Origin of the sequence: Mariprofundus aestuarium (genome assembly GCF_002795805.1) — a bacterium.
In the GTDB taxonomy this organism is placed as follows: domain Bacteria; phylum Pseudomonadota; class Zetaproteobacteria; order Mariprofundales; family Mariprofundaceae; genus Mariprofundus; species Mariprofundus aestuarium.
This window is the reverse complement of sequence record NZ_CP018799.1, coordinates 2248718-2274320: the sequence shown is the minus strand read 5'-3', so window position 1 is coordinate 2274320 and position 25603 is coordinate 2248718. Positions and strand designations below refer to the sequence as shown.

General features: G+C 53.2%; 26 protein-coding genes. 13 read left to right on the top strand and 13 right to left on the bottom strand.

The features are described from left to right. Positions 1–306: a peptidylprolyl isomerase gene (locus tag Ga0123461_RS10940; protein WP_100278373.1), complete on the top strand. Its 306-nt coding sequence runs from the start codon at positions 1–3 to the stop codon at positions 304–306. 3 nt (positions 307–309) lie between these two features. Here the strand turns inward: Ga0123461_RS10940 and Ga0123461_RS10935 are convergent, their stop codons facing one another. Beyond that, on the bottom strand, positions 310–981 hold the full coding sequence (locus Ga0123461_RS10935) for an LOG family protein (protein WP_100278372.1): 672 nt from the start codon (positions 979–981) through the stop codon (positions 310–312). A 67-nt stretch (positions 982–1048) separates the two neighbouring features. Then, positions 1049–1462 (bottom strand): hypothetical protein, encoded by a 414-nt coding sequence (locus Ga0123461_RS10930; protein WP_157819318.1) that lies wholly within the window; start codon positions 1460–1462, stop codon positions 1049–1051. 215 nt (positions 1463–1677) lie between these two features. Between Ga0123461_RS10930 and Ga0123461_RS10925 the strand changes: the two genes are divergently transcribed. After that, on the top strand, positions 1678–2355 hold the full coding sequence (locus tag Ga0123461_RS10925) for a DUF481 domain-containing protein (protein ID WP_232710173.1): 678 nt from the start codon (positions 1678–1680) through the stop codon (positions 2353–2355). Positions 2356–2383: 28 nt separating this feature from the next. Next, positions 2384–2602 carry a hypothetical protein gene (locus Ga0123461_RS10920; RefSeq protein ID WP_100278369.1) on the top strand — a complete coding sequence of 73 codons (219 nt, stop codon included), beginning with the start codon at positions 2384–2386 and terminating at the stop codon, positions 2600–2602. A gap of 191 nt (positions 2603–2793) precedes the next feature. Here the strand turns inward: Ga0123461_RS10920 and Ga0123461_RS10915 are convergent, their stop codons facing one another. Then, positions 2794–3159 carry a translation initiation factor gene (locus Ga0123461_RS10915; RefSeq protein ID WP_100278368.1) on the bottom strand — a complete coding sequence of 122 codons (366 nt, stop codon included), beginning with the start codon at positions 3157–3159 and terminating at the stop codon, positions 2794–2796. A 39-nt stretch (positions 3160–3198) separates the two neighbouring features. After that, positions 3199–3957: a cyclic nucleotide-binding domain-containing protein gene (locus Ga0123461_RS10910; protein ID WP_100278367.1), complete on the bottom strand. Its 759-nt coding sequence runs from the start codon at positions 3955–3957 to the stop codon at positions 3199–3201. Between the two features lie 176 nt (positions 3958–4133). Between Ga0123461_RS10910 and pdhA the strand changes: the two genes are divergently transcribed. From pdhA to lpdA, 4 genes are read left to right on the top strand one after another with little or no spacing between them, the layout of a single operon-like run. After that, entirely contained in the window at positions 4134–5183 is a 1050-nt protein-coding gene (pdhA, locus tag Ga0123461_RS10905; protein ID WP_100278366.1) for a pyruvate dehydrogenase (acetyl-transferring) E1 component subunit alpha, read from the top strand. Positions 5184–5185: 2 nt separating this feature from the next. Then, complete coding sequence (locus tag Ga0123461_RS10900) at positions 5186–6166, top strand: pyruvate dehydrogenase complex E1 component subunit beta (RefSeq protein ID WP_100278365.1); 981 nt, start codon at positions 5186–5188, stop codon at positions 6164–6166. A 9-nt stretch (positions 6167–6175) separates the two neighbouring features. Then, positions 6176–7462 carry a pyruvate dehydrogenase complex dihydrolipoamide acetyltransferase gene (locus tag Ga0123461_RS10895; protein WP_100278364.1) on the top strand — a complete coding sequence of 429 codons (1287 nt, stop codon included), beginning with the start codon at positions 6176–6178 and terminating at the stop codon, positions 7460–7462. 45 nt (positions 7463–7507) lie between these two features. After that, on the top strand, positions 7508–9349 hold the full coding sequence (lpdA, locus tag Ga0123461_RS10890) for a dihydrolipoyl dehydrogenase (RefSeq protein ID WP_100278363.1): 1842 nt from the start codon (positions 7508–7510) through the stop codon (positions 9347–9349). Between the two features lie 51 nt (positions 9350–9400). Here lpdA and Ga0123461_RS10885 read toward each other — a convergent pair whose 3' ends face one another. From Ga0123461_RS10885 to Ga0123461_RS10860, 6 genes are all read right to left on the bottom strand, one after another. After that, positions 9401–10081 carry a DUF1614 domain-containing protein gene (locus tag Ga0123461_RS10885; RefSeq protein ID WP_100278362.1) on the bottom strand — a complete coding sequence of 227 codons (681 nt, stop codon included), beginning with the start codon at positions 10079–10081 and terminating at the stop codon, positions 9401–9403. Between the two features lie 56 nt (positions 10082–10137). Continuing rightward, on the bottom strand, positions 10138–10824 hold the full coding sequence (locus tag Ga0123461_RS10880; RefSeq protein WP_157819317.1) for a rubrerythrin family protein: 687 nt from the start codon (positions 10822–10824) through the stop codon (positions 10138–10140). Positions 10825–10866: 42 nt separating this feature from the next. After that, a complete protein-coding gene (gene sthA / locus Ga0123461_RS10875; protein WP_100278360.1) occupies positions 10867–12255 on the bottom strand; it encodes a Si-specific NAD(P)(+) transhydrogenase in 1389 nt (462 codons plus the stop codon). A gap of 77 nt (positions 12256–12332) precedes the next feature. Continuing rightward, positions 12333–15917, bottom strand: a complete 3585-nt coding sequence (nifJ, locus tag Ga0123461_RS10870) for a pyruvate:ferredoxin (flavodoxin) oxidoreductase (protein ID WP_100278359.1) — start codon at positions 15915–15917, stop codon at positions 12333–12335. A 17-nt stretch (positions 15918–15934) separates the two neighbouring features. Beyond that, positions 15935–17584, bottom strand: a complete 1650-nt coding sequence (locus Ga0123461_RS10865; protein ID WP_100278358.1) for an NAD(P)-binding protein — start codon at positions 17582–17584, stop codon at positions 15935–15937. Positions 17585–17662: 78 nt separating this feature from the next. Then, on the bottom strand, positions 17663–18076 hold the full coding sequence (locus tag Ga0123461_RS10860; RefSeq protein WP_100278357.1) for a rhodanese-like domain-containing protein: 414 nt from the start codon (positions 18074–18076) through the stop codon (positions 17663–17665). Between the two features lie 92 nt (positions 18077–18168). Here Ga0123461_RS10860 and Ga0123461_RS10855 point away from each other — a divergent pair, with 92 nt between their 5' ends. Further along, a complete protein-coding gene (locus Ga0123461_RS10855; protein ID WP_100278356.1) occupies positions 18169–18726 on the top strand; it encodes an NnrU family protein in 558 nt (185 codons plus the stop codon). A gap of 3 nt (positions 18727–18729) precedes the next feature. Here Ga0123461_RS10855 and Ga0123461_RS10850 read toward each other — a convergent pair whose 3' ends face one another. The 3 genes from Ga0123461_RS10850 to Ga0123461_RS10840 form a co-directional block, all read right to left on the bottom strand. After that, the gene (locus Ga0123461_RS10850; protein WP_100278355.1) at positions 18730–19815 is read right to left on the bottom strand and encodes a tRNA-queuosine alpha-mannosyltransferase domain-containing protein; all 1086 of its coding nucleotides are present in this window, start codon (positions 19813–19815) and stop codon (positions 18730–18732) included. A gap of 59 nt (positions 19816–19874) precedes the next feature. After that, on the bottom strand, positions 19875–20426 hold the full coding sequence (locus tag Ga0123461_RS10845; protein ID WP_232710171.1) for a BPSL1445 family SYLF domain-containing lipoprotein: 552 nt from the start codon (positions 20424–20426) through the stop codon (positions 19875–19877). 77 nt (positions 20427–20503) lie between these two features. Continuing rightward, positions 20504–20920 (bottom strand): CoA-binding protein, encoded by a 417-nt coding sequence (locus Ga0123461_RS10840; protein ID WP_100278354.1) that lies wholly within the window; start codon positions 20918–20920, stop codon positions 20504–20506. A 209-nt stretch (positions 20921–21129) separates the two neighbouring features. On the opposite strand from Ga0123461_RS10840, the gene Ga0123461_RS10835 reads away from it, so the two are divergent. From Ga0123461_RS10835 to Ga0123461_RS10815, 5 genes are all read left to right on the top strand, one after another. Next, complete coding sequence (locus Ga0123461_RS10835; RefSeq protein WP_100278353.1) at positions 21130–21756, top strand: TIGR04211 family SH3 domain-containing protein; 627 nt, start codon at positions 21130–21132, stop codon at positions 21754–21756. 49 nt (positions 21757–21805) lie between these two features. Then, positions 21806–22246 carry an SsrA-binding protein SmpB gene (smpB, locus tag Ga0123461_RS10830; RefSeq protein WP_100278352.1) on the top strand — a complete coding sequence of 147 codons (441 nt, stop codon included), beginning with the start codon at positions 21806–21808 and terminating at the stop codon, positions 22244–22246. 83 nt (positions 22247–22329) lie between these two features. Beyond that, on the top strand, positions 22330–23268 hold the full coding sequence (locus tag Ga0123461_RS10825; protein WP_100278351.1) for an AEC family transporter: 939 nt from the start codon (positions 22330–22332) through the stop codon (positions 23266–23268). Between the two features lie 351 nt (positions 23269–23619). Next, positions 23620–24666, top strand: a complete 1047-nt coding sequence (locus Ga0123461_RS10820) for a CHASE3 domain-containing protein (RefSeq protein WP_100278350.1) — start codon at positions 23620–23622, stop codon at positions 24664–24666. Beyond that, positions 24663–25598 (top strand): hypothetical protein, encoded by a 936-nt coding sequence (locus Ga0123461_RS10815; protein ID WP_100278349.1) that lies wholly within the window; start codon positions 24663–24665, stop codon positions 25596–25598. The genes Ga0123461_RS10820 and Ga0123461_RS10815 overlap by 4 nt, the downstream gene beginning before the upstream one ends. Positions 25599–25603 lie beyond the last annotated feature (5 nt).

Genomic DNA, 25603 nt, shown 5'->3' with positions numbered 1-25603 from the left:
ATGTTCGGTTGGAATAAAAAGAAAAAAACGGCATCAGCACGCCACATTCTGGTCAAGGATCTTGATCAGTGCGAAGCGCTGAAGGCGGAGATTGAAGCCGGGGCCGATTTTGCCGAGGTGGCAAAACAGTACTCCAGCTGTCCTTCGGGAAAAAATGGTGGCGATCTGGGCAGCTTCCGCGAACGGCAGATGGTGAAGGAGTTCAATGAAGTGGTTTTTTCTGCTGAGCTGCACAAGGTGCACGGGCCGGTGAAAACCCAGTTCGGTTATCACCTGATCGAGATTACATCGCGCTCTGAGGGCTAAACCTTACAGGCCGCTAGTCTTTGCGATCTGAACCTGCTGCAGCTTCCATGTGCGGTGTCTGCACATGATTTCTACCGCTTCATTGATGTCATCGGTGACGGTCACCAGCTTTAGGTCATCTTCACTGATATATCCCGCTTCCAGTACGGTGTGTCGAATCCAGTCGAGCAGGTCCTTCCAGAACTCGGTGCCGTAAAGCACCAGCGGCAGAGGAAACGCCTTCTGCGTCTGCATGAGCGTTAACGACTCGAAAAATTCGTCCAGCGTGCCGAAGCCACCGGGCATGCAGATGTAACCCATGGAGTATTTGACGAACATTACCTTGCGAACGAAGAAGTAGCGGAAGTTGATGGAGATGTTCTGGTAGGGGTTGGGGGTCTGCTCCTCTGGCAGGGTGATGTTCAGGCCAATTGATTTTCCTCCCCCTTCGCTAGCACCCTTGTTGGCGGCCTCCATGATGCCGGGCCCACCGCCGGATATGACACCGAACCCCTCGTGGGCCAGTTTCCGGGCGATTTCGACAGTGGCTTCGTAATGGCTGTCGCCTGGGCTGGCTCTGGCTGCTCCGAAGACGGTCACCGAGTAGGGGAGGTCGTTCAGCGTATCGATGCCTTCGGTGAACTCACTGATGATTCTGAATATGCGCCACGATTCCGAGCCTTTGAGATCTTCCATGGGTGCCTCCGATACTCACTATTATAGAACACTCTGTCCTGGGAATCGAGCTGTGGGACTGGGGCTCCTAAACCCCGTGCATCTGGGGAATCAGGAAGCGCAGTGCCTCAAAAAAAAGCCAGCGGGTAATCAGGTACATCGTCGACATGGCGAGGCAACTGACAGCTGTTACCTTCAGCTTCTCGATCGTTGTGATAGCAGGCACAAAAAAGCGGGGCAACAGGATCATGGCTCCGATGGCACCACAGCTGAATCCCTGCAGCATAAAGAGAAAATATTTCAGCGAGTTTTCAGTCTCGGCGAGGCCGGGGATGGACATGAACTGTGGCATCAGGAACTGGAAAATAATAAGAGGGGCATAAACAAACGGGTACTCTATCCAGAGAAGCCCTGCCTTTTTCTGACCGAACATATAGATCACTCCGGCCAGAATATTTACTGAGACCAAATATAGCGTGACCGATATCATAACGCTGTTCAATCAGGACTCCCCAGAATAACTCCCCCCAAATAGCCTGAATAAACAGGCCAATGGCGACTCTCTTTTCTTGCTGTATAGGGCAACGATAGCACGATGTTCTCCAACTAATGAAGTAGTTACAACGTATATACTCATTTCCACTGGAATTTCACCACTGTGCCTCTAGTCTGCGCGCCACTATGAAAAAGCTTTATTTACCCCTCCTGTCCCTTGTTATGATCACTCCTCTGGCCGCTTACGCCGAGGAGGAGCCAAGCAATTGGAAAAACAATGTTGAACTTGGCGCGGTGCAGACCTCCGGCAATACCAAGACGTTGACTGTTAATGCCAAGCTCAAGTCTGTTCACGAAGGTGATACCCTGCGTGAGACGGTTACCGGCAGTGCCAATAACTCCACTGACAGCAACACAACGACTGCTGAGTCGTACAAAGCCAGTCTGCAGGAGGATTGGAAGTTCTCTGAGCGAGGCTATCTCTTCGCCCGTGGCAGCTTCGAGAGTGATCGCTTTGCAGGGTATAGTCGCCGTTTCAGTGAAACGGCCGGTTACGGTCGCGATCTGATTAAAACAGATGATCTGCTCTGGAAGTTTGAGTTGGGCGGCGGTCTTCGACAGACCCAGTATACTGACCGTAGCAAAAAGAGTGAGCCTATCATGCGTTCTGCAACGGGTGTGAACTGGAAGGTGAATGACTCTGCCACCTTTACGCAGGATATCTCGACCGAGGGCGGAAAAAATGGCTGGGCAACTGAATCGGTCACAGCCCTGCAGCATGCGCTGAATTCACATATAGCAAGCAAAATTTCGCTCAAGCTGAACCATAACAGCAAGGTGCCGGCCGGGATCAAGAAGCTGGATGTCGAGACCGCGATTACGCTGGTGGTGAACTTCTAAGGGATGAGTTGAATCTGGTGCTTCAAGCATGGCCAAGGCAGGGGCTTTAATAATTAATAATGAACTCGCCGCCTGTGTTGCCAGTGTTTGTAGGCGCCGTAAAAACTGTAAATCATATGCAGCAGTGCCTCTGGATCAGATAGTGAAAGCCAATGCGGAAGCGAAGGGTAACGGGCACGAGGTCTTTGAAGATTTCCCTCTTTTTGAGAGTGCTTTCAAAAAAACTGAGCTGGGTTCTTTTTTGTGAGCAGGATCACTTTTTTGCCATGGTCATGCTTTAAGCTCGGCCATGCTGTCAGCAGCAGTATGCAACTATCCTCGAATAAACAAAAGGCGGAGCGTGCAAACTCCGCCTTTTATTTTGCCCCGGCTTCACGCTGCATGACTATGCTTAGTCACTTTGTTCTCCAGAAATTGCAGACCTGTTCGGAGGTTGCCTTACCCGCCGGATAACTTGGCTTTATACCCCTCTTTCTCCAGCAGGAGCAGAAGTTTATCCCGATGCTCACCCTGAATCTCGAGACTGCCACTTTTAACTGCGCCACCCGTTCCGAGCGCCGCTTTCAGTTTTTTCATGAGAATCTTCAGGTTGGTATCATCCAGTGGCAAGCCATCAATAACGGAGACGGTTTTTCCACCTCGCCCCTTTGACTCTCGGCGAATTCGAATTCCCTGCTTGGCCGGATTTGTGATGGCAGGCGTGGGCTTCTGAGCTGTTTTTTTGCGCCCCTGTTTCTTACTGCTCATCGCTTTGTCGAGTTGTCCGCTCTCTGTTGAATAGACGAGTCGTCGGTCGTTAGTCATTACTTGCCCCTTGCATATAGGGGCAGCTAACCCCTTAGGTCACAGTATCTCGATACCGAATGCATAAGGGTCAACAGGGTCACCGAAGCTTACGGTGTGATCTCCTTTCTGCAGTGGCACTGTGGTGCTGGATGCACCATATCCCACACGTTTATCATTCACTTCGCAATAATCGCCATGTTGCATCAGTTGCAGTTGCAAGCCGTTTTTTCCATCTGTTTCGATGCAGAGGTGCTGTTCCCGGACGCGTTTGCTGGCATTGGCCAAAAGGGTGTCCGCCATCTGCTGATGGCGGAGCAGGTCTGTGACGCTCTGCGGAGGCACATGCGAACCGAACACCCATGGCAGGCGTGAGATTTCGCATGGTTGATTGCAGAGTGCCTGTTTAGATATGTCGTTTAATCCAACGACTCTGGCGTGGATCGTGTCATCGGGGGCAAATACGTTAGCCTGTTTTTCATCGACCATCGCATTTTTCAGGCGGGAGAGAAGGGCGGCCAGAACCGGGGTCAACTTGCTTGCGGGGCCATTGACCAGTCTGATCAGCGCTCCGCGGTCTATCTCCTCGGCTTCAACCGCGGTGATTGCAGTTGCCGAAGCACTACGCTGAGTGACCAGACCTACAAGTGCCAGTTCACCAACAATCTCACCGGGCCCGATTTTGACCTCGAATGAGGTACCATCCTCTTTCTTCTGGTTGATTTGTACCCAGCCGCTCTGGATCAGGTAGGCGATGGTATCTTCATCTCCCTGATTGATCAGTGATTCGCCTGTGCTGAAAGAGACAATTTTTGACATGACGGCTTCCTTCCTGTTTATATAGACATGGGAAGGGGGGTTCCCGATTGCACAGGATGGATTCTGGTGCTTTGTGCATCTGTGATGCCGGTCGCAAAAAAATCTATAAAATAGAAGTGGTTGCTGCCATTTTAAGCTGGGGTAGCATTCGCTGACTATTATTTGTCGGAGGCACCATGTCTGCAAAGCAGAAATCGAAAGCTGGTATCACGCATGATGGACTTTTCTTTTCCGAAGAGAGTCTGCATGAGATGCATGATAAGATGCTTTTTATCCGCCGTTTTGAAGAGAAAGCGGGTCAGCTCTATGGTCTGAAAAAAATCGGAGGCTTCTGCCATCTCTGTAATGGGCAGGAAGCTGTGTGTGTGGGGCTGGAGCATGCTTCCGAGCCTGCTGACTACATGATGACCAGTTACCGTGACCACGGCCATATTCTGGCGCGCGGCTCCGATCCAACTGCTGTAATGGCCGAACTGTTGGGTCGTGCCGGCGGTATCGTCAAAGGCAAGGGAGGCTCGATGCATATGTTTGATATCGAGAAGAACTTTGCTGGCGGTAACGGTATTGTGGGTGAGCAGGTGCCAATTGGACTCGGCTTTGGTTTCTCCAGTTGGTATAAGGATGATGGCCGTGTAACCATCTGTATCATGGGTGATGGCGGTATCAATCAGGGCGCAGTGTATGAATCCTTCAATATGGCCGCGCTGTGGAAGTTGCCGATTGTATTTCTTGTCGAGAATAACCAGTACGCCATGGGCACCTCTCTTGAACGCGCATCAGCTGAAACTCAGCTTTTCAAACGAGGCATCTCATTTAAGATTCCGGGCATGAAGATCGATGGTATGGATGTGCTCGAATTCGAAAAGAAGATGGGTGAAGCGATGGAACATGCCCGCTCAGGCAAGGGGCCAATGTTGGTTGAAGCAATGACCTACCGCTACCGTGGTCACTCCATGTCCGATCCTGCCACCTACCGCACGCGTGCCGAGGTGGATGAGTGGCGCTCTGGTCGCGATCCGATAGCACGACTGCAGGCCCAGATGATTGAAGCGGGACTGGCGACCGAAGAGCACTTCAAACAGAAAGACAAAGATATCAAGAAAGAGGTTGCAGCCATTGCCAAGGCAGCGGAAGCGCAGCCGGAACCGGATGCGGCCGAACTGTGGACCGACATCTATACCGATCCGATCGAGAATGCATACCCTTATCCGGGCAAGGTGAACTGAAGATGAGCAAGATTACTTATCGAGAAGCACTGAATCAGGCCATGTGCGAAGAGATGAAGCGTGATGATCGCGTTTTCCTGATGGGTGAAGAGGTTGCCGAATATAATGGCGCCTACAAAATTTCGCAGGGCATGCTGGAGAAGTTCGGCCCCAAGCGTGTGATTGATACACCGATCACCGAGCTGGGATTTGCCGGCCTTGGTGTGGGAGCTTCGATGGCGGGCCTGCGTCCAGTCATTGAGTTTATGACCTGGAACTTTGCCATCCTGGCACTGGATCAGATCGTCAATGCAGCAGCCAAGATGAAATATATGTCCGGTGGTCAGTACAGCTGTCCGATGGTGTTCCGTGGCGCAGGTGGTTCGGCTGCCCGTGTGGGTGCACAGCATTCGCAGAGTCTGGAAAACTGGCTGGCCAACGTGCCGGGGCTGAAGGTGGTCATGCCATCCAACCCTGCAGATGCCAAGGGGCTTCTGAAGGCTGCGATCCGTGATAACGATACCGTGGTATTTATCGAAAATGAGATCAACTACGGTGATGTCGGTGAGGTTCCGGATGGTGAATATATCATCCCGCTCGGTGTTGCCGATGTGAAGCGTGTGGGCTCTGATGTCACCATCGTGGCGCACTCACGCATGACCGGTTTTGCACTTGAGGCGGCAAAAATTCTTGCCGAACAGGGCATTGAGGCCGAAGTGATTGATCCGCGTACGATTCGACCACTGGATGAGAATACGATTTTGGCTTCAGTTGCGAAAACCAACTGTGCTGTTGTCGTTGAAGAGGGCTGGCGTTTTGCCGGTATCGGTGCCGAAATCTCTGCCCGCATTATGGAGCGCGGTTTCGATGACCTTGATTCGCCGGTGATCCGTGTAACAGGCAAGGATGTTCCTATGCCGTATGCTGCTAATCTCGAATCACTGGCTCTGCCGAGCGTACTTGATATCGTCGAAGCCGCCCGTGTGGCGTGTGGAAGGGGTTAAGGGGAAACCATGCCGATTGATCTTTTTATGACTCAGCTCTCGCCGACGATGACCGAGGGTAAGATTGCCCGCTGGTTGAAGAAAGAGGGCGACGCACTTGAATCAGGAGAAATCCTGGCCGAAGTAGAGACAGATAAGGCGACGATGGAGATGGAAGTTGTCGATGAAGGGGTACTGCATAAAATCCTTTCACCGGCAGGTTCAATTGTCCCTGTCGGCAGTGTCATTGCCATCATTGCTGAAGAGGGCGAAGAGGTGCCTGCTGATTACAAATCGGCTGCCCCTGCAGCAGAAGCTCCGGTGACCACTCCAGAGGTTGAGCAACCAGCAGCAGTTGCAGCCAAGCCAGCCCCTGCAGCCGCTGTTTCAGCTCCTGCTCCTGTCGCCAGGAAGGGCGGACGTATCAAGGCGAGTCCTCTGGCACGCAGGTTAGCCAAGCAGAAGGGCATTAATCTGGCTGCCATAACAGGTTCTGGCCCCAATGGCCGTATTACCAGGTCGGATGTGGAAAATGCTGTAAGGCGTGGCATCAATCTCGGTGGTGCTACTGCAGCCGTAGTCGCACCGCCTGCACGGCCGATGCCAGCTGGTCCTCTGCCATACCATGAAGATGAGTTTGTGCGCGTTGAGAACTCTATGATGCGCAAGGCTATATCCCGCCGCCTGACTGAGTCCAAACAGCAGGTTCCGCATTTCTACTTGAGTCTGGATGTGGTCATGGATCGTTTAATGGATCTCAGGGCTCAGCTGAATGAAGCGGCAGATGGCGAATTCAAGCTCAGTGTGAATGATTTTATTATCAAAGCTGTGGCCAAGGCGCTGGTGGATGTTCCTGCTGCCAATGCAAGCTGGACGGAGAGTGACACCTTGATGCACAAACATGCCCATATCTCGGTGGCGGTTGCCATTGAGGGCGGTTTGATTACCCCGGTGGTTCGTTTTGCCGAGCAGAAGGGCATCACCGACATCTCAGCTGAAGTGAAAGAGCTGGCCGGGCGTGCGCGTGCCGGTCAACTGCAGCCGGAAGAGTATTCCGGAGGCACCTTCTCGATCTCCAACCTCGGCATGTATGGCATCAAGCAGTTCTCTGCGATTGTGAATCCGCCGGAGGGGGCAATTCTCGCTGTTGGTGCGACCGAAGAGCGGGCTGTAGTTGTGAATGGGGAAGTCAGTGTGAAGAAGATGATGACCTTGACCCTCTCCTGCGACCATCGCGTCGTGGATGGCGCAGTAGGTGCTGAATTCCTGGCTGCACTGAAGAGGCACATAGAGTGCCCAGCGGGAACACTCATTTAATGTCTCATCCAATGCTTTCCAGTTAATTATTTATGAGGTTTTATAATGCCGATTGATCTGTTTATGACTCAGCTATCCCCGACCATGACCGAAGGGCGTATCGCCCGCTGGTTGAAAAAAGAGGGTGATGAGCTTGTCTCCGGTGAGGTTATGGCCGAGATCGAGACCGACAAGGCGACCATGGAAATGGAGGTCGTGGATGAGGGTGTTCTGCACAAAATCCTCGCTCCAGAGGGCTCCATTGTTACCGTAGGTGCTCCGATTGCTGTGATTCGCGAAGAGGATGAAGAGGTTGCTGACGATTACACGGCGGCCGGTTTAGATGCGGCTCATGCGATTGAGATCGTCAACAATGATTCGTCTGAAGAGGCTGTGGAGCTGGGTTCCGAGGCTGCTCCCGATATGCACCCTGCCTATGTGGCTGCTCATGAGGCACACGATGCCGAAGAGGCGGAGGCACTGCATCTCAAGCCTGCTGGTTTGTTCAATGCTGATGGCGAATATGATGTAGTGGTGATTGGCGCGGGCCCGGGCGGTTATGTGGCGGCCATTCGTGCTGCACAGCTGGGTATGAAGGTAGCCTGCATCGAATCCACCCACCTTGGCGGCATCTGCCTGAACTGGGGTTGTATCCCGACCAAGGCACTGCTGCGCACGGCTGAGGTGATTAACATCATCAAGCATAGTGGTGATGTGCTGGGGCTGGGCGTTACCGAGGCCAACCCTGACCTGGAAAAGGCAGTTGCCCGCTCACGTGCCATCTCGACCAAGCTTAATGGGGGCATCGGTTTCCTCTTCAAGAAGAACAAGATCGAACATATCGAAGGCTATGCAACATTCGAGGCCGGCAACCAGCTGATGGTGAAGGATGCCGAGGGTAACGTCAGGCAGGTCACCGCAAAACATGTGATCGTAGCGACTGGTGCCCGCGCCCGCGCATTCCCGGGCATGGATGTCGATAATGACGTGGTGATCACCTACAAACAGGCGCTGGCGCCTAAGGCACTACCAGAGAAACTGGTGGTTATCGGGTCCGGTGCGATCGGCATGGAGTTCGCCTATTTCTACAAAGCGATGGGTTCCGATGTGACCGTGATTGAGGCGGCCGATCAGATCCTGCCACTGGAAGATCACGAGATTTCTAAAGTTGTCGCGCGATCATTCAAGAAACAGAAGATCAATATCATCACCGGCGCAATGGTATCATCAGCCAAAAACATTGATGGCAAGGCTGTGGTTGAATATGAATCCAAGGGCAAGAAGCTGAGCATTGAAGGCGATGTCTGTCTGGTTGCCGTTGGCGTGATCGGCAATACTGATGCAATCGGTGCTGAGAACACCTCGATGAAGGTGGATCGCAACACTATTGCGGTGGATGACTGGTACCGTACCGATCATCCGGGTATTTATGCTATCGGCGATGTGGTCGGCGCTCCTGCGCTGGCACATGTTGCCAGCCATGAAGGTATTGTCTGTGTCGAGGCTATTGCCGAGAAACATCCCCATCCTGTTGATTACGGTAATGTCCCGGGTTGCACCTATTGCCAGCCGCAGGTGGGTTCATGCGGCAAGACAGAGAACCAGTGCAAGGAAGAGGGCATTCCCTACAAAGTGGGTCGTATGTCCTACGGTACCAACGGTAAAGCGATGGGGCTGGCAGAGACTGATGGCATGGTCAAAACGATATTCCATGCTGAGACAGGTGAGCTGCTGGGAGCACACATCGTAGGTGCTGAAGCCACTGAGATGATTGTCTCACTCGGTGTAGCCAAAACATTGGAGACCACAGAGGCGGAGCTTGCACACCACATGTTCCCGCATCCAACACTCTCGGAGATGATCCACGAATCAGTACTGGATTCCGACGATCGCGCCATTCACATCTAAGCGGCAAATGGCTATTTGAAAGCTCTTTCGGGAGCCTTTTTGTTTGCAGTTCTAGGTGAGTAAAACAGCGACAATGCCGGTGAGGAAGATGCCGTCGAAGGTTCCTGCACCGCCGATGGAAGCGATGGGGGCGCCGAGCCTGGAGATATCCCTCATGTGCATCAGGTCTGCTCCGATGATCACACCGAATGTGCCGGTGATGTAGGCCAGTGGTGCAGCATATTCGCCGCCGAAGGTGATGGCGATGATGGCGGCGGTAACCGGAGCGACAAGCGGCATCATGCCGATACCGATGCCGGGAATCGGACGGCTGGCCAGAAAGCAGATGATAGAGCAGAGCCCCACCGATAGCAGAAGCAGCGATAGTTCCAGTGGAAATCGGTAGATCAGACTTGCTGAGAAGACCAGTGGGATCAGGCAGCCACCGACGTTAACAGCAATTAGCGTCTTCCCCTGAAACTGTGGTATTGGGACGCCGAGTATCTCCTGCACATTATCGGGTTTGAGGCCGCCTTCCGGATGCTCCGCTTTAATCGAGATGACAGGCAGGTTCAGCGTGCTGCCTATCAGTGAAAACACCAGAAACATCACGCCCTGTGCTGGCGACAGACCCAGTTTTTCAACGATCAGTGATATAAGTCCAAGCTGAACCAGCGACAGCAGAAGGGTTCCAACCAGTATGGATAACACGATCAGTACAAACAGGCGAACGGGTGAGGGGGGAAGACTCATAATCTTATTGTAACAGAAATGGCGTCAACCGGAGTCGAATAGTAAATGAATTGGCTTCAGGGACGGGGAACTTCGATGTATGTTTCAACCGGCATGCGGCAGACCGGACACTCCTGTTTCGGTAGCTTGGTGACAGTGGTTCCGCAGTTCTGGTTTACATAATAGCGGCTCTCGCCTGCCTCGAATGGTGCCAGTAACCTGTCGAAGAAACGAGCCGCTCCGTTCGGCATCTCATCAATCAGCCTGCGGTGATGCTTTTCAGCCTCCCATGCAAACCGAAGATACTCCAGAGCCCTCGCGTGCCCCTCCGGGCTGATGCGCTCGATATATCTGGGGTACTGACTGTTGATCTCGGAGAGCTCTGTAGTTGCTGAATATCTCAGATTTTCATCAGTACTACCTGCCCTGATCGATGAGAGATCAATGGTTGCCGTCCGCTCACCAACGCTTTCGATCAATTCCTTAAAATGGGACGCATGGATATGCTCGGAGATTGAGATGGCCTTGAATAGATGGGCAATGTTGCCATGGCCCTCTTCGACAGCCCTGTCTGAAAATATCTGGAAACGATGTGCGGCACGCACCTCGATGCCGTAGAGCATCTGCATCACAGCAAGGGTTTCACGGTACTGCTTGGCGGGGTTTTCTGCGGCCTGTAAAAGGTGAGTGTTGCCGGTTATGGCAAACAGGAGAGCCGCAATGAATAATGTACATGCAGCGGTGCGGTGCATGGTATCTTCCATAGAAGCACTATCATACACCATGAATTAGACAATGGCAGCCCTCTAGGGAAGCGCTGATTTATTCAATGCTTCCATGCAGTCCAGAGCAGCAAGTTTGTAGCACTCAGCCAGTGTAGGGTAGTTGAATACGTTGCCGACCAAGTCGTGCACTGTGCCGCCAAAGTGCATCAACATCTGACCGGTATGAATCAGTTCGCTGGCATGCTCGCCGACAATATGTACTCCGATCAGCTTGTGTGATGTTGCATCAACAATCAGTTTTACCAGTCCGTTGATGTCGCCAATAATCTGGCCGCGGGCGCTCTCTTTGAAATGGCCGCGTCCAACCACGTAATTGATCTTCTCCTTCTTCGCTTCCTTCTCTGTCTTGCCTACCCAGGAGATCTCGGGAATGGCGTAGATCGCCATCGGAAGATGTTCAGGCATAGCGTGGGTTTTACCGGCGAAGGCGTGCAGCACGGCGGCACGTCCCTGCTCCATGCCGGTTGATGCCAGTGCGGGCCAGCCGATAAGATCACCAACGGCATAGATATTCGGAACACTGGTTTGGAAATCGTCATTAACAGTAATCCACCCCTGATCCAGTTCGATGCCTGCCATCGGGGTATTCAGACTCTGCGAGTTCGGTTCGCGGCCAAGGGCATAAAGTACAGCCTCTGAATAGAGCCTTTTGCCCGATTCCAGCAATGTGAGGGTGCGCCCCTCCTCAATGCTGACCGCAGCCACGCGCTCCTGCATGTGAAATTCAACACCCATGTTTTCAAAAGACTCGGCAAGCACGCCAACCACATCCTCACTCAGATATGCCAGCAGCTGTTCATGCGAATCGACGACGGTGACCTCTACACCGAGGGCTGCAAAGATCGATACGAATTCACAGGCGATAACGCCACCGCCGACCACCAGCAGGCTTCCAGGCAGTTTTTTCAGGTTGAGAATCGAGGTGGAATCAAGCACGGTCTTCTTGTCGAACGGAATATGCGACGGTCGTCGTGGCCTAGAGCCTGTAGCCAGTAATATGATTTCGGCGGAGAGCTTCTTTGATACCCCTTTGCTGTCGATAATCTCCAGTGTGTGCGCATCCACAAGCGAGGCCTCGCCCGGAATCAGGGTTACGCCCGATTTAAGAAGCCGTTTAACAATCACCGACTCCTGCTGGGTGATGACCATGTCCTTGCGCCGTACAGCCTCAGCCATAACACCGTAACGCGCAGTGCGTGACGCTTCACGCATGCCCTGTGTGCCGGTTCTTGAGGCGAGATACGCTGCCTCACGCAGTGCCTTGCTTGGGATTGTACCGGTTTGCAGGCCCGCACCGCCGATGCTCGGCTTGCGCTCAATAATCGCTGCCTTCTTGCCCATGCGTGCTGCCTGCCATGCTGCATGCTGTCCGGCAGGGCCGGATCCGACGATCAGGATATCATAGTCCATGGTGTTCTCCTGTTTAGCCGTGTTTCAGCGCGAAATGCAAAACAGTATCCCCGGCATGCCGGGGACATGTTCCTGATTTACTCCATAGGTTGGAATTCCGATGGGTCCTGTTGGGCCATATGTTCGTAGGTGGCCCAGCGCAGATCAGCTGACTCCTGAGCCAGTCCCATCAGGCGTTCAGCCTCTTCAGGGTGACTGCGCTGCAGCAGCTTGTAGCGCATCTCGGTGTAGGCGTAATCCCTTACTTTCATCGTTGGTGTTGGCGAGTCTAATACAAACGGTCTCTTACCAGCCTGGCGCAACATTGGATTGTAACGAATCAATGGCCAGTAACCGGAAGCAACCGCCATATCCTGCTGATGCAGTCCCTGAGTCATATCAATGCCGTGTGCAATACAGTGGCTGTAGGCGAGAATGATGGATGGGCCTGGGTAATCCTCTGCCTCACGCATCGCCAGCAGTGTCTGCTGCGGATTGCCACCCATAGCGACTCGGGCAACGTAAACATTGCCGTAGGAGATTGCCTGCAGCGCCAGATCCTTCTTGCCAACCGGTTTACCCGCCGATGCGAACTTCGCAGTGGCACCGATAGGTGTCGATTTGGAAGCTTGGCCGCCGGTATTGGAGTAGACCTCAGTGTCGAGTACGAGCACATTGATGTTGCGACCTGATGCCAGTGCATGATCCAGTCCTGCGGAGCCAATATCATACGCCCAACCATCACCACCGACCAGCCAGACGCTGCGACGAACCAGATGGTTGACCACGGTCAACAGGTTCTTGGCACGCGGATCGTCGATCCCTTCAAGGACCAGCTTCAGTTTTTCAACGCGTTCACGCTGCTGGGTAATCCCGGAGCCGATGCTCTGGTCCGCATTGATGATCTCATCAATGAAAGAAGCATCGAAATACTCACTCAACCCCTGCAGTTGCTGCATGGCCATGTGCGTGTGCTGGTCAGCGGCAATACGCATGCCCAGGCCGAACTCGGCATTGTCCTCGAATAGTGAGTTCGACCAAGCCGGGCCGCGTCCGTCTTTGTTCTTTGTCCACGGTGTGGCAGGCAGGTTGCCGCCATAGATCGAGGAGCAGCCGGTGGCATTGGCAACCAGCAGACGTGGTCCGAAGAGCTGGGTCAGCAGGCGTACATAAGGCGTTTCACCACAGCCTGAACATGCACCGGAGAACTCAAACAGTGGCTCAAGGAACTGGGCGCCGCGAACGGATGAGTAGTCAATGGTGCCGCGATCGTTGTAGGGGATGGTTTCAAAGAACTCAACATCCTTGATGCCCTGCTCCAACATTGGCGCTTTTGGCGTCATGTTGATCGCTTTACGTGTTTTGGTTTCATCGGTCAAATCAAATGCCGGGCATGCATGTACGCACATTTCACAGCCGGTACAGTCTTCCTGATAGATCTCCAGCGTATAGCGGGTTTCAGGGAAGCCGCGTGCTGATACTGGTGCGGAAGGGAAGCCCTCATGGGCATTTTCAAGGTGATCCTCATGGTAGAATTTGGCTCGGATCACACTATGCGGGCAAACGAAACTGCAGTTGCCGCACTGGATGCAGACATCAGGCTCCCACTTGGGCACGAAGTCGGAGATGTTGCGCTTCTCCCACTGCGCAGAACCTGAAGGGTAGGTGCCATCCACCGGAATCATGGAGACAGGCAGATCATCACCCTTGCCCGCCAGCATCGGTGCAATCACATTCTGGATGAACTCAGGCGCCTGTGGCGGCACCATCAGGTCCATGAGACGCTGGCTGGATGCTGTGGCTGGCGTCTCCACCTTGTGCAGGTGATCAAGGGCGGCATCGACCGCCTTGAAGTTCTGTTCAACCACATTCATGCCTTTGCGGGCATAGGTCTTCTCAATGGCAACTTTAATCTGGGCAATCGCTTCATCACGCGGCAGTACACCGGATAGGGCGAAGAAACAGGTCTGCATGATGGTATTGATGCGGCGGCCCATGCCTGCATTTCGGGCTACGGTCGAGGCATCAATCACATAGAAATCGATATTTTTGTCGATAATGGTCTGCTGTACAGGCTTCGGAAGTTCATCCCATATCTGATCAGCTGCTGTCGGGCTGTTAAGAAGGAATACGCCATTTTGCGCTGCTTTATCCAGCATATCTACCTGCGTGATGAAGGTGGCCTTGTGACATGCGATAAAGTTGGCTGAATCCACAAGGTAGGGCGCACGGATCGGATCGGAACCGAAGCGCAGATGTGAAACGGTCTGTGACCCCGCCTTCTTGGAGTCGTAAACGAAATAACCCTGGCAGTTCAATGGGGTGTTCTCACCAATAATCTTGATGCTGTTCTTGTTGGCTGAAACGGTGCCGTCAGAACCCAGCCCAAAGAAGAGGGCGCGGGTTACATTTTCAGGTTCAATGTTGAAGCTGCGATCGTAGGTAAGGCTGGTATGGGTCACATCATCGTTGATACCGATAGTGAAGCCGTTTTTCGGGGTCTCACTGGTCAGCTCCTCGAACACAGCCTTGACCATGGCCGGTGTAAACTCCTTGGAGGAGAGGCCGTAGCGGCCACCAACTACCCTTGGCAGTGCAGCCAGTTCACCGATCATTACCGATTCGGAGAGTGATGCCATTACATCCTGATAGAGCGGTTCACCATAGGCGCCCGGCTCTTTGGTGCGGTCAAGTACGGCGATCTTTTTCACTGTTGCAGGCAGCGCTGCAATCAGGTGCTGTCGGGAAAATGGACGGAAGAGCCGCACATTGATGACGCCAAGCTTGGCGCCCTGGGCGTTGAGAACCTTGATAGTCTCTTCAACCGTTTCTGTGCCGGAACCCATGATGATAATTACATGCTCGGCATCATCTGCACCGAAGTAGTCAAACAGGTGATACTGGCGACCGGTCAGCCCGGCGAGCTGATCCATCGTATCCTGTACAATGCCAGGCACCGCATTGTAAAACGAGTTGGAGCTTTCACGGCCCTGAAAGTAAACATCCGGGTTCTGCGCAGTGCCGCGAATAAACGGGTTGTCCGGATTTAGAGCGCGGCGGCGATGGGCGAAAACCAGCTCATCATCAATCATTGCCCTGATCTGATCATCGGAGATCAGGCTGATTTTGTTGATCTCGTGCGAGGTGCGGAAACCATCGAAGAAGTTCATGAATGGCACGCGTGCTTTGAGTGTGGCGGCATGTGCGATCAGAGCTGCATCATGCGCTTCCTGAACAGAAGCAGAGGAGAGTACAGCAAAACCGGTGGAGCGGGCTGCCATCACATCCTGATGGTCGCCGAAGATCGATAGCGCCTGCGTAGCCAGTGAACGGGCAGCGATATGGAATACGGTTGAGGTCAACTCACCGGCGATCTTGTACATGTTCGGGATCATCAACAGTAAGCCCTGGGATGCAGTGAAGGTGGTGGTCAGCGCGCCGGTCTGTAGCGCACCATGTGCGGTGCCGGCAGCGCCACCCTCGGACTGCAGCTCGATGACTTCGGGAACCTGTCCCCAGATGTTCGGTTTACCCTGAGCAGCCCACTCGTCGCATAGCTCGGACATGTCGGAAGAGGGGGTAATCGGATAGATCGAGCAGACCTCGTTTACCCGGTAGGCGATATGGGCAACGGCGGTGCCGCCGTCACAAGTAATCTGTTTGGCTTTATTCTTCTCAGTCATCGTGTCGTTACCCACCCTTATTCCTGACCTGCACTTACAACATCTTCCTTGACCATCTCAATGGCGTGGCACGGGCACTGCTCAAAACAGGAGGCGCAACCGGTGCATTTGTCGTAGTCGTATTCGTAGCGTTTACCCTTGCCCAGCTTAATGATCGCATCTTCCGGGCAGGATCCGTAGCAGCCGTCGCATTCAAAGCAGTTGCCGCATGATAGGCATCGTTTGGCCTCAAACAGCGCCTCTTTTTCACTGTATCCCTGCAGAATCTCCTGGAAGCCACCAAGGCGATCTTCCGGCGAGAGTTCGCCCTGTGAACGCTTGGATGCTTCGGTGCTGTACCAGAGCTGCAGTTTGTCGTGCTCAACAATCGGGTGTTTGGCAGCAGGTTCGTAGATATCGCCACGCAACCATGCATTGATGTAGCGGGCAGCCTTCTTGCCGTGGCCAGTTGCAATGGTGACCGAGCGTTCAGATGGCACCATGTCGCCGCCGGCGAATACACCATCGGCTCCTGTCATCATATTCGGGCCGACGACTACCGTGCCGTCCCAGTTAAATTCAATGCCTTCAACCTTTTTCAGGAAACCGGTATCGGTATCCTGACCCACGGCCATAATCAGTGCGTCGGTCTCCAGCGTTTCTGTTTTGCCTGTAGGTTGCGGACGACCATTCTCATCCAGTTCCATCACCTCAACGGTCATGGTGGTGCAGTCGATCTCTTTGATGGTGCGCAGCCAGTTGATCTTCACACCCTCTTCGATCGCCTCATCGGCCTCAAAATCATGCGCTGGCATGCTGGCACGGTCACGGCGATAGATGATCACCGCCTCTTCCGCACCGAGGCGCTTGGCAGTACGTGCAGCATCCATGGCTGTGTTACCGCCGCCGTAAACCGCCACCCTGCGACCCAGCTGCAGGTCTTCGCCGTGTTCGACGCTTTTAAGGAAGCTGACCGCATCCATCATCTTGCGCGCATCCCGGCTTGGAATCTCAATGTTCTTGCTCAGGTGGGCACCCACAGCAACGAATACGGCATCAAAACCGCCTTCAGCCTTGGCTGCTTCGATATCATCAACACGGCAATCGAGAACGATCTTGGCACCCATATCCACGACACGCTGAATCTCCTGGTTGAGCTCCTTGCGTGGCATGCGGTAGGCCGGAATGCCGAAATGGATCATGCCACCGGCAAACGGGCCAGCTTCACGGATCTCTACTTCATGACCAAGGCGAATCAGGTGGTAGGCTGCAGAGAGTCCGGATGGGCCCGCGCCGATAATCAGTACGCGCTTGCCTCCCGGAGGTGCAGTGAACTCAGGCTTCCACCCCTTCTCCATCGCCAGATCGCCAAGGAAGCGCTCGACGGCATGAATACTTACTGTGTCATCTGTATAGTTACGATTACACGCGGTTTCGCACGGGTGGTAACAGACACGACCGTGGATGGCGGGGAAGGGGTTGTTCTCCAATAGTTTCTGCCAGGCAGCTTCATACTCGCCGGCCTGAGCCAGAGCCAGCCAGGCCTGGATATCCTCGCCAGCAGGACATGCATGATTACATGGTGGCAGGAAATCCATATATACCGGTTTGCGTGAGCGGTGGGCACCGGTGCCGGTATCGTGTTTGGTCAGGTCAAGACTGCCTGTCATGTATTTATTAGAACTCATAGGGCTGCTCTCTTAGTCAGATATATTCGTCCAGCTATAAAGGCCGAAACTATAATCTAAATTGTTGAGGAAGAGTACTCACAGTTGAGCGCTATTTTCGCCGGGTTTTGTGATAGGCAGGTTGCCTTTTTGCCACGCGGACCAGTCGCCCTGCAGATGCAATAAGCGATCAAAACCGTTTTCCATCAGAGTCGATTCTACCATTACCGCCCGCATGCCGGAGAGGCAGTAAACGACAACGGGGCGCTGCTTATAATCGGAAATCTCATGCAGTCGCGCTGCTATCTCCCGGTGGTCAAAATGTTTAGCTCCGGGAATAAAGCCCTCCGAATATTCTCCAGCAGTGCGTACGTCGAGGATGAGGATGTCTTCCCCGCCATTGATCGTATCCAGAAGCTGCTGCTGTGAGATGGCAGGGGCGCCACTCTCCAGCGAGCAGGCTGCAAGCAGGGCGAATACCATGATCAGCAGGGATCGAGGGCGTTGCATCATATGGGGTACCTTTTTCCTGTTTTCATATTACATTAACGCGGAAACCATAACGTTTCCAAGCTGATGAATACAAGGGAAGGGGTAACTGTCATATGGAATTGTTAATTGCCGGTCTGATTGTCTTTATTGGCATACACCTGATTCCAGCAAAGGTGTCACTGCGAGAGTTGCTGGTCGGCAGGATCGGGGAGAACGGTTACAAGGTGGGCTTTGCCCTGATTTCAATGGCTGGCCTTGCGCTGATTGTCACCGGAAAGGGCAGTGCTGAGTTCATCGAGTTCTATGAGCCGCCGTCATGGGGTATGCATGTGACCGGGCTGCTGATGCTGTTTGCGATTGTATCAATGGTTTCATTCAAGCTGGAAACGAGCTTCAGGCGGGTCACTGCCCATCCCATGCTCTGGGGGATTACCTTCTGGTCGGTGGGTCACCTGTTCGCCAATGGCGATGCTGCATCGCTACTGCTTTTTGGCTCTTTCCTGACCTATGCACTGTTTGCTATGGCCTCAGCCAACCAGCGAGGTGCGAGGCCAGCCGGCAATAAGATCTCGCTGATGCAAGATGGTATCGCCCTGGTGGTGAGCTCGCTCATCTATGTCGCCCTGATGATGATGCATGCCCACTTCACCGGCATTTCTCTGATGGCATAGGGCTCAGGCCAGAATTGATTCAATCATATTGCGGTATGGCTTCACCATTTGGAGCCATGCCAGATGAGATATATCGATAGCCTTCTCTTCTCTCTGGTCGGCGAGGGAGATAATTCTCGTCGCCATTGCCGCAGCCTCCCGATCGGGGTCATCGTTGAACGATGCGACCAGATGGCTGGCCGGGATGAATTCAGGATAAGCGAGCCGGTTCGGGGCAACCGGGGATGCACCGCAGGCGGTTGCCTCAAGCAGTGCCACGCCCTGAAAATCGTGCAGCGCGGTTGACATTGCGATATCAGAATTTCGCAGGATATCGAGATAGGCGATGCGATCCTCGATAAAACCCCACGCGCCGATTCTGTGCGGGAATTGCGAACGTATGGCATCGAATATCTCCGGGTATATTCTGAACTGCTGGCCGATGATGTGAATGCGGAACTCCAGTTGCGCAGTTTCAAGTTTCTGCAGCAGCAGATGAAGCCGGTCAGGGCCTTTGTCATACTCCCAGCGATGGTTCCACAGCAGGGTTAGTGGCGCGCCCTCTTCTTTTTTGCGGGTCTCAAAGCAGGACTCATCTAGAGGCACCGGTAGAATCCGGCTCTTTTCGCCAAGCTGATCGAGCAGGGCGAGTGGGGCATGATCGGGCATCTTCTTTATCAGTGCCCTAGCGCCGGCGAGAAAGCTGTCGCGATTATATGCTGAGTTGAAGGCGATCCGGTCTGCGGCAAGCCCTGAATAGATGGAGGTGATCTGCGCCTCCACACTCGGGTGGGCATGGCCTGACTCCGGATAGGCGAACTGGTTCTCATGGAAATAGAGGATGGCAGGTGTTGCAGCCAGTTTGGGAACGATGCCGCGAAGGGTGGCGAGATCCACCATTGATGTGGCGAGGATCAGGTCGTATGGCGCATCCAGCACCTGCTGCTGTTCGGCCAGCCATGAGAAGGTGTTGCCGCGGACTCGCCATGAATAAAAACGGGGCGGCAGTGTCAGGACACTCCATTTGTATTCGGGCAGGTGTTGGGTAAGGCCTTGCCGCCATTGACGGTGGCTGGCTGCATCGTAGGCGGAAAGAAGCAGGATTCGCATGTGCCGATTGTAGCGGTCGCCGGGTAAAGCAACAGGGGCACGACCCCTGTGAAAGGATCCTACTTATCGAGTTTGGTGATCTTTGAGCCTTCAAAGGTGAGGTTGTACATCAGCCCTTTATTGGAAAAGATGAAGCCGATAATCGGGTCCTTGATCGTATTGGTATCGATATCGCCGCCGGCACCGATGGTGACTAGGGCAACGCTGCCATCTACTCCCGCTTTCCAGCCATCGCTGGATTTGAAGCCCTTCAGCGCATCCCGGGTCATAAACATGATGACCTGCGATTTCATCTGGGCGCCCAGCTGGAAGCCGATCGAAGCGGCGGCTGTGTTGTAGTAACCGGTGGTTTTTCCACCCTCAAGCATGGCGCCCTCCCCATATTCACCGCCGATGCCGATGCCGGCCTTGAATACCTCAGGGAAGACCAGGATGGCAACGGCCTTATTGGCCAGCTCTTTGCCCGACTTCACCTGGGAGTAGAATGTGGTCATGGTTGATGTGACCTTGGCATTAATCTCCTGCTTGCTTGCTGCACTGGCTGCAGCAGGCAGGCATAGCAGGCTTAACGCTAGGCAGAGCATGCCAAATCGAATAGTTGTTGTTTTCATACGGGCCTCCTTTGTGAATCACCGTTCCAACTATAGCATATACAGGCCAATATTGTCGTGGTTGTTACCGTGGGTGGTTATCTCACCAGTAGCTGGTGCATCACGGCAATGCAGCTATCCATCAGACAGGGCAGCCCTGCATCGGTGGCGATCTTCCAGCTCTCCGGGTTGATGATGCCCTGTTGCAGCCACAAGGCCCCCGCTCCGATCGCTACAGCCTGTCTAGCAACTTCCGGTGTAAACTCAGCTCGGCGAAAGACATTGACGATATCAATGTGCTCAGGGATTGAGGCGAGGTCCGGGTAGGCTTTCTGTCCGAGGGTGGTCACCGCTTTTGGGTGTACAGGGTAGACGCGATAACCGCGGCTGATCAGGAAGCTGGCAATCTGGTGGCTGGTTCGATGCTCTTTCGGCGAGCAGCCGTAAACTGCGATTGTTTTCGCCTCCTTCAGCAGGCGGGCGATGGTTGCATCATCAGGATTTGACCAGTTCATAGCGGCAGCTCCCCCTGTGGCTGGCTTAAAACAGCCCGGACAGAATCAGAACAAATAGTGTGGCCAAGGGAGCTGATATTGGCAATGATCTCTAATATGGCGTGTTTTGTACTTATATTGGCGTAGTATGACTCACGTTTCTAAAAACTTGGATTTTCCCATTGTTATCTATAATAATCGGCGGATTTCCTATCAAGGGGTTGGGTTTAATGAGGATTCTTGTCGCACTTGTCTTGCTGTTTGTCTTTTCGGGCACCGCTGTTGCTGAAACACGTTATATCGTTGATCAGGCCCAATTTCCTATGCGTGCAGGCCAGAGCACCGGCCATAAGATTGTGCGCATGCTCTCCAGCGGTACGGCCGTAGAGCTGCTTGGCCAATCTGCAGACGGCTACTCGCATATCAAGGCCGGTGGCAAGGAGGGGTGGATTCTCAGTCGCTACCTGATGAATACACCAGCAGCCAGGGATCGTCTGCAACTGTTTGAGAAAGAGTTAAGCCAGCTCGGAGAGCTGAAAAAACAGAAGCTGGCTGTTGAAGCAGAGAGCGAGAAGCTGAAGGCTGAAAACAGCAGGCTCGAGGCCGATCTGGCACTGCTGCGTAAGACTGCTGCCAGCGCATCCGAGATGTTGGAGGAGAATAAGTCTCTGAAAGCTGGGTCGGAAGAGGCGAAACGGGCTCTGGAAGAATTTCGCAGTGATACTGAAAGTATTACCAATGCAGCTTATCAGCGCTGGTTTATGCTCGGTGGCGGTGCAATTCTGGCTGGTGTACTGCTTGGACTGCTGTTGCCGTATGTGCGTCTGCGTAAAAAGAAACGCTGGGGTGGTTATTAATCACGACACCTTTGCTGGTCAGTTGGCGAATTCGGGTTAGCATCCGCCCATGGCTATCGTAAATCGCCGTGCTCGGCACGAATATCACATCCTGGAAACCTTTGAGACCGGCATGATACTGACCGGCCCCGAGGTGAAATCCATCCGTGCAGGCCTGGCTAACCTAGCCGAGGCGCACTGCATTATCCGCAAAGATCGCGTGCTGCTGATCGGCTGTCATATCAGCCCCTACAAGCCCGCGGCGATGAATAATCCAAGTGATCCCACCCGTTCACGGCAACTGCTGCTGCACAAAAAAGAGGTGGAGCGGCTGTTGGGTAAGCTGAAAGAGAAAGGTTTAACGCTAGTGCCGTTAAAGCTCTATTTTAATGCGCATAACTTCGCCAAGCTGGAGATTGGACTGGCCCGTGGTAAGAAGATGCACGATAAGCGCCAGGATGTGAAAGAGCGGGATATCAGGCGTGACCTGCAGCGCCAGTACAAGGTGTAACTGCGCCCCCTTTCCTAACACCGTAAATCAGCAATGGTCTGCATCTCATAGTGATACTGCCCTTGAGTATGTAGAGTCCGTCTATGTTTAATGTTTTGCTTGGTATGGCTGTCATCATTGTTGTCGGAATCGGCTGGAGACTGATTCTCGGCAATGACAGTGCGGAGACGATCCGTTCACATCTGGCGAAGGCCGTTTACCAAGTGTTTCTGCCTGCCCTCGTGTTGCATGTGCTCTGGCAGGTGCCGGTTGATATGAATACGGTGCGAGTACCCTTGGTTTCCGCAATCAGTGTGCTTCTGTCACTGCTGGCGGCATTTCTGATCTACTCAAGTGGACACTTGGTCAAAGGGTTTATGAAGGTTGCATCGCCCAACAAAGCGGTTGGCGCACTGCTTCTGGCCTCCGCATTCGGTAATTTCTCCTATCTCGGACTGCCAGTCCTCAGCCAGACATTTGGCGAATGGTCCCAGAAAGTGGCGATCCAGTTCGATCTGCTGGCCAGTACGCCAATCCTGTTTACTGTCGGCATTATGGTAGCACGCTATTACGGCTCGGCGGCCAAAGGGCTGCACCCGGCGCTTGCGCTGTTGCAGGTGCCTGCCCTCTGGGCAGCCGTTGCCGGGCTTGCACTGAGTATAACGCATGCTCCCATGCCGATCTGGCTGGGCAATTCTCTATCGATATTGGGTGCGGCTGTCGTGCCGTTGATGCTGCTCTCTGTTGGTATGGCGCTTCGCTGGCAGTCGGGCTGGTTGGGGCGTATTCCGGTGCTGCTGCCTGTGATTCTGATCCAGTTGACCCTGATGCCACTGATTGCCTGGGGTGCCTCGATCGGTGTCGGAATGCCGGAGAAGCTGCTGGCTCCGGCTATTATCGAGGGGGCGATGCCGACCATGGTGTTGGGGCTGGTGATCTGTGACCGATTCAAGCTCGATACGACGCTCTATGCAGAGGCAGTTACGGTGACAACAGTGCTCTCCCTGCTGACACTGCCACTCTGGTTGCAGGTCGTGTTGTGATAGATGATTCAGGGGTTTGAAGCATGAACAGGAATTGCCTCTCTTGTTGTTTCCCGTATTCATGTAACTCAATGTCGCTTCTGTGTAGCTACTCCCTCTTTGCATGCAAAACCAGAAAAGTTGGCCATTAACGAGGGGCCGACTCATGGCTAATAATGGAACCTTCTAGAAATAGAGGGGTTATTCATCTATAATCAGTATGTATTGTCAGTAGATGCATAAATGGCCTAAGGGCCGGTTCGGTCTGGTTGTCTTGGGGGTGCTAATGTTTCGCTTGGGTTCTTGCCGATGCTTGGTTTTTCTTAATGGCGTGCCCCTCCCTTTATTGACCGTGGCTGTCAATAAGACGACATGATTCCAGACACAAGAAGACCTTGGCTCAAGGCATCCGCCCCCTTTTTACTGGTTCTTGCTATTGGGTTGGTTAGTTCGGTTTCAATGATACTCATAAAAGAAAAAAATGAGTGGGTTCATCATACTGATCAGGTGATAGAGCAGGCCGGTTTAATTGCAAAATTGATAGTCGATATGGAAACTTCAGAGCGCGGCTTCCTGCTGACCGGTGAGGAGCGTTTTCTCGAACCCTACAATCTGGCTGATAACAAGATCGATAATGCCATTGGCTATCTTTCAGAGTTGGTGGCGGACAATCCACCTCAGGTAGAGCAGGCCCAGAAGATTGGACGGCTAATCAATCAATGGAAGGAACAGGCCGCCATACCCGAGATAAATAAGCGTCGCGAGGTGGATGTAACAGGCGGCAGCATGGCAAGGCTGCAGGCTATGCTGGTTGAGCGCACAGGTAAGAAGATTTTAGACCGCATTCGAGTTCGGGCAGACCTGCTTGATCAGGTTTTCAAACGGGATGGTCTGACTGAAGGGCGCCTATTGCTGCTTCAGGTCACCAAGGCCATGGTTGATATGGAGACAGGCGAACGCGGCTTTCTGATCACTGGTCAGGATGAGTTTCTCGAGCCATATGACAGTGGCCGCGAAATGCTTGTTAAGTATTTTGATCAATTAACCAGCTATTGCCGCAGGCAATCACAGGAGGCTCTGCCTCATGTTGAGGCGATGTTTCAGGATGCCAGTCAATGGCAGATCATGGCAGGCACTCCCGAGATCAATGCGCGCAAAAAGATGAATGAGAAGTTGGTGGAATTGGGTGAAGTAATTAACATGGTGAAGGCGGATACCGGGAAGTCAATCATGGATCAGATCCGCGTCGAGTTGGCTGCCTTTGAAGATGTGGAGCGCCGCTTGAGAGTAGGGCGTATTCAGGAAGTCTCAGCGATTACTTACTTCGGACTGTTATACACCCTCATTAGTGCCATTGTGGCGGCTCTGCTCGGTTACTGGTTTCTGCAGAGGAAAAATTGGCTTGGAGGTGATCGATGATCTGTTTCCGAGTTGTTTTGAAGCACCTCATTTGTCTGGTGGGGCTGTTATTCCTGTATGCAGGTACGACTGTTGCTCAGGACGTGTCGGTATTTATCAGCCCATCCCAGGCCTATGCAGAGGCGGTTCAGATTGAGAAAGAGGTGGAGCTGCTGCTCAGGCACTTCAAGATCTCCGAAAGAATTCATCCGAAGCCCTACAAGGCTGAGTTGAAACCGCGCCACGTTTTTGAGATGGCCTATGTTGTACTGACCAAAGTCCAGATTTTGCGGGAAAAGAACGGCTTCTCCCGTTTCAGCATAGTTTCTCTGGAACCGAAGATGTCTGTGGACTCAGAGCTGGTTTATGAACAGACCCAGAGAATCCTCACAGAACTTAGAATTATCAAGACCCGCCTGGGCATCTCAGCTCAGGTTTCTGCCGCAAAAAGCTATTCAGGAAAAAGGCCGATTGATGTTTTCAACAAGCTTCACCAGATATCGCTGAATATTGAACTGCTTAATCAAGCGCCGATTTTACCCAACCATGTGTTCGCTGTTGTCATGAAGATTGATCATGATGTTGATGACATTCTTCGCCACCTCTTTGTCGATGATCAGACCTTCCCTCCAGCAAAGGTCGAAGGTGCCAAGCCTGTCGATGTATTGGCCTCCGTGTTTGCACTAATGGGTGAGATTCAGCGGCTGCAGGGGCAGGCTGGTATCGGGCGCACCGACTTTTCAGCATTTGAGCAGAGTGAAGATGTAAAGCCATCCGATGTTTTCAATATGGTGGGTATGGCCTTTGCCGAGCTGCAGACGCTCAAGGCAAGCCTTGATATCACTACAATTGCCCCACCGGCAGAGCGTTTTGAAGGAAAGGTACCGGCCGATTCGCAGCAGCTCATAAGCTGGGTGACCAGAAAGCTGCGCTTGATCGAACAGCTAAGATAGGAGCC